Origin of the sequence: Cellulomonas biazotea (assembly GCF_004306155.1) — a bacterium.
GTDB lineage: Bacteria > Actinomycetota > Actinomycetes > Actinomycetales > Cellulomonadaceae > Cellulomonas > Cellulomonas biazotea.
Window position 1 is genome coordinate 1 of record NZ_BIMR01000001.1, and the last position, 3,498, is coordinate 3,498.

Annotated in this window: 6 protein-coding genes; 5 read left to right on the forward strand and 1 reads right to left on the reverse strand. The window is 77.0% G+C overall.

The genetic code is table 11. The annotated features are described in order from the left end of the window. The coding region (locus tag CBZ_RS21445; protein ID WP_218022682.1) for a hypothetical protein at nt 1–263 on the reverse strand (263 nt) is incomplete at its 3' end. On the opposite strand from CBZ_RS21445, the gene CBZ_RS00005 reads away from it, so the two are divergent. The 5 genes from CBZ_RS00005 to CBZ_RS00025 form a co-directional block, all read left to right on the forward strand. Beyond that, complete coding sequence (locus CBZ_RS00005; protein ID WP_246012906.1) at nt 262–648, forward strand: FtsB family cell division protein; 387 nt, start codon at nt 262–264, stop codon at nt 646–648. The two genes, CBZ_RS21445 and CBZ_RS00005, sit on opposite strands and share 2 nt — an antisense overlap. A 272-nt stretch (nt 649–920) precedes the next feature. Next, nucleotides 921–1,424, forward strand: coding sequence for a DUF501 domain-containing protein (locus CBZ_RS00010; RefSeq protein WP_130779578.1), 504 nt, complete (start codon nt 921–923; stop codon nt 1,422–1,424). Between the two features lie 263 nt (nt 1,425–1,687). Beyond that, the gene (locus CBZ_RS00015) at nt 1,688–2,641 is read left to right on the forward strand and encodes a Ppx/GppA phosphatase family protein (RefSeq protein ID WP_130779579.1); all 954 of its coding nucleotides are present in this window, start codon (nt 1,688–1,690) and stop codon (nt 2,639–2,641) included. A gap of 197 nt (nt 2,642–2,838) precedes the next feature. After that, nucleotides 2,839–3,168 carry a PadR family transcriptional regulator gene (locus CBZ_RS00020; protein WP_130779580.1) on the forward strand — a complete coding sequence of 110 codons (330 nt, stop codon included), beginning with the start codon at nt 2,839–2,841 and terminating at the stop codon, nt 3,166–3,168. Then, the coding region (locus tag CBZ_RS00025; protein WP_444979404.1) for an HAAS signaling domain-containing protein at nt 3,165–3,498 on the forward strand (334 nt) is incomplete at its 3' end. The genes CBZ_RS00020 and CBZ_RS00025, both read left to right, overlap by 4 nt.

Consider the following 3,498-nt stretch of genomic DNA (forward strand, 5'->3'; position numbering starts at 1 on the left):
CCCCGGACGAGCCCGGCGACCCCCGCCGCGGGCACCCCGGCCGCCGGCACACCGACCGCTCGACCCGCGACTCGACCCACGGCCCCGCGCTCGGGTTCCGTCCCGCGTGTGCCCGGCCCGCCGCCGTCGTCCGCACGGCCCTCCTCGACGCGTCCGGGCTCGGCCCGGCCGTCGTCCCGGAGCGCGTCGACGCCGCCGCGTGGCACCCCGCGCGCCGAGCGCGTGCAGCTGCGGGTGCCGCGGCTGTTCACGGTGCGCGTCATGGTGTTCTCGCTCGTGCTGCTGCTCGCGTTCGTGCTGGTCTACCCGACGCTGCACTCCTACCTGCAGCAGCAGCAGGAGCTCGCGGAGCTGCGCGCCCAGGTCGACGCCGCGCAGCGCCGCAACGACGACCTCGTGTCCGACCTGGGTCGCTGGGACGACTCCGCGTACGTGCAGGCGCAGGCCCGCGAGCGCCTGTCGTTCGTCCTGCCGGGGGAGAAGGCGTTCCGCGTCCTCGACCCCGAGGCGGTGCCCGACGTCCCGGCCGTCGACGCGGGCCCGTCGTCGACCGTCCTGGACGAGGGGGCGACGCAGCCCTGGTACACGAGCGTGTGGGACTCGGTGCAGCTCGCGGGGACAGCGCCGACGACCGAGCCCGCGGGCTGACGCTGCGCGTCCCGGTCGGCCACGAGTCGCGGGCCTGACCCGGGGGCCGCAGCCGCACCGACGAGCGAGCCGCGAGGCCGACGCCCTCGTCCCGAGCGAGGTCGCGGCCGACGGCCCCGTCCCGGGAGTCGCGAGCGTGCGGACGGGCGAGCCGCGCGCTGCCGACGCCGACGGTCGCGGCTGCCGCCTCGGCTCGGGGGAGAATGGGCACGACGGTCGCCGTGCGGCGCCGTCCCGCCTCTCCGCCAGCCCGAACGAACGGATCCCGCGTCGTGACGCCGACCCCCGACACCGCCGTGACCGACCAGGACCTCGCCGTGCTGGCCGAGCAGCTGGGCCGCCCGCCGCGCGGGGTCGTCGGGATCGCGGCGCGCTGCGTGTGCGGCCGTCCGCTGGTGGTCCGGACGGCGCCGCGGCTGGACGACGGGACCCCCTTCCCGACGACGTACTACCTCACGTGCCCGCCCGCGGTCGCCGCGGTGAGCACGCTCGAGGCGTCCGGGCTGATGAAGGAGCTGACCGCGCGTGTCGCGGCCGACGAGGAGCTCGCCGCGGCGTACCGCCGCGCGCACGAGGCGTACCTCGCGGACCGCGAGGAGCTCGGGCACGTCGAGGAGATCGCGGGGATCTCCGCGGGTGGCATGCCGACGCGCGTCAAGTGCCTGCACGTCCTCGCGGGCCACGCCCTCGCGGCCGGGCCGGGCGTCAACCCGGTCGGCGACGAGGTCCTGGCCCTGGTCCGCGACGAGTGGCGCCCCGACCGCTGCACCTGCTGATCCCGCCTGACCCCATCTCCCGACCCCGCCTGACGCCCGTCCCTCGCCGTCCCACCCGCCTGCCCCTCGCCGTCTGGCTCACCCCGCCTGACGCCCGTACCTCGCCGTCCCATCCGCGAGGTCGCCGGTCCGCGTCGAGTTCGCCGGTTGCGGTCAGCGACCTGGGCGCGGACCGGCGGCCTCGGGGCTCGACCGGCGGTGGACGGCGGTCGTGGGCCCGTCGGGCGCGGGGGAGCGGGGTGGGGGATGGAAGGATGGCCCGCGTGACGCGTGTGGCTGCCATCGACTGCGGGACCAACTCCATCCGGCTCCTCGTGGCCGACGTCGACCCGGCAGCGGGGACGCTCGTCGACCTCGACCGGCGCATGGAGGTCGTGCGCCTGGGGCAGGGCGTGGACCGGACGGGGCGGATCGCCCCGGAGGCGCTGGAGCGGACGCTCGACGCGGCCCGTCGGTACGCGGACGTGTGCGACGACCTGGGCGTCGAGGCGATCCGGTTCGTGGCGACGTCGGCGTCGCGCGACGCGGAGAACCGGGCGGACTTCGTCGACGGCGTGCGCGCGCTGCTGGGCGTCGAGCCGGAGGTCGTCGGCGGCGAGGAGGAGGCCGCGCTGTCGTTCCGCGGAGCGACGGGCGTGCTCGCGGCGACGCACCCCGGGCCGTTCCTCGTGGTGGACCTGGGCGGCGGCTCGACGGAGCTGGTGCTGGGCACGTCGACGCCGGAGTCGGCGTACTCGATGGACGTGGGCTGCGTGCGGCTCACGGAGCGGCACCTGCTGGGCGACCCGCCGACGGCCGCCGAGGTCGCGGGTGCGCGGGCGGACGTGGCGGCGGCGCTCGACGTCGCGGCGGGCGTCGTGCCGCTGGGCAAGGCGGTGACGCTGGTCGGGCTGGCCGGGTCGGTGACGACGGTGACGGCGCACGCGCTGGGTCTGCCGGCGTACGACCCGCGGGCGATCGACGGCGCGGTCCTGCCGGTGGCGACGGTGCTCGCGGCGTGCGAGGACCTGCTCGGGCGGTCGCGGACGCAGCGGGCGGCGCTGGGGTTCATGCACCCGGGCCGGGTCGACGTCATCGGTGCGGGCGCGCTCGTGTGGCACGACGTCGTGACGCGGGTCCGCGACGAGGTCGAGGCCGCCGGCGGGTCGTTGACCGAGGTCGTGACGTCGGAGCACGACATCCTCGACGGCATCGCCTGGAGCGCGGTCCCCGCCTGACGTCGAGGGCGCCGTGACACGCCCGGCGCGCCGCCGGGTCGAGGTCCTGGCGCTAGTGCGCAGTGTGTAATAGTGTGCGCCGTGCGGGAGCCTGGAGGGAAGGCTCCCGCACCAGACCTGGCGGGACGCGCCCGGACCACGCCCGCAGCACCGGGCCCCGTCCGACGGCCGCGACCGGGACGGACGGAGGCGGGCCGGTGGACACCACCCAGCTGCTCAAGGGGGTGCTCGACCTCGCGGTGCTCGCGGTCGTCGCCGACGAGGACGGGTACGGCTACGACGTCGTGCGCCGCCTGCGCTCCGCGGGCATCGAGGAGGTCGGCGACGCGTCCGTCTACGGCACGCTGCGCCGCCTCTACTCGTCCGGCGCGCTGACGTCCTACGTCGTGCCGAGCGACGAGGGCCCGCACCGCAAGTACTACGGGATCAACGCCCAGGGCCGGGCGATGCTCGCGGCCCAGCGCAAGGACTGGCAGGAGTTCGCGGGCACCATGGCCCGCCTCCTGGACACGGAGGGATCGCGATGACCGCCGAGCTCGTCACCGGCGCGCCGGACGTGGCGCAGTACGCGGCGGCCGTCCGCCGCCACCTCGGGGACCTGCCGCCCGAGCAGGTCGACGACCTCACCGACGACCTCGAGCTCGACCTGCAGGACGCGCTCGACGACGAGCGGCGCGTCGGCCACGGCCGGACGCTGGCCGACCTGCTCGGGACGCCTCAGGACTACGCGACCGAGCTGCGGGCCGCCGCCGGGCTCGCGACCGCGCCGCCGCAGGGCCGGTCCGTCCGGCGCGCCGTCGCGCGTCCCGTCCACGCCGTGCGGGCCCTCGGGGTGCGCACGCTCGCCGCGCTGCGCC

Bases quoted from the DNA above. Each gene is read 5' to 3' on its own strand.
- CBZ_RS00005 (WP_246012906.1), top strand. From the start codon at position 262: ATGGTGTTCTCGCTCGTGCTGCTGCTCGCGTTCGTGCTGGTCTACCCG.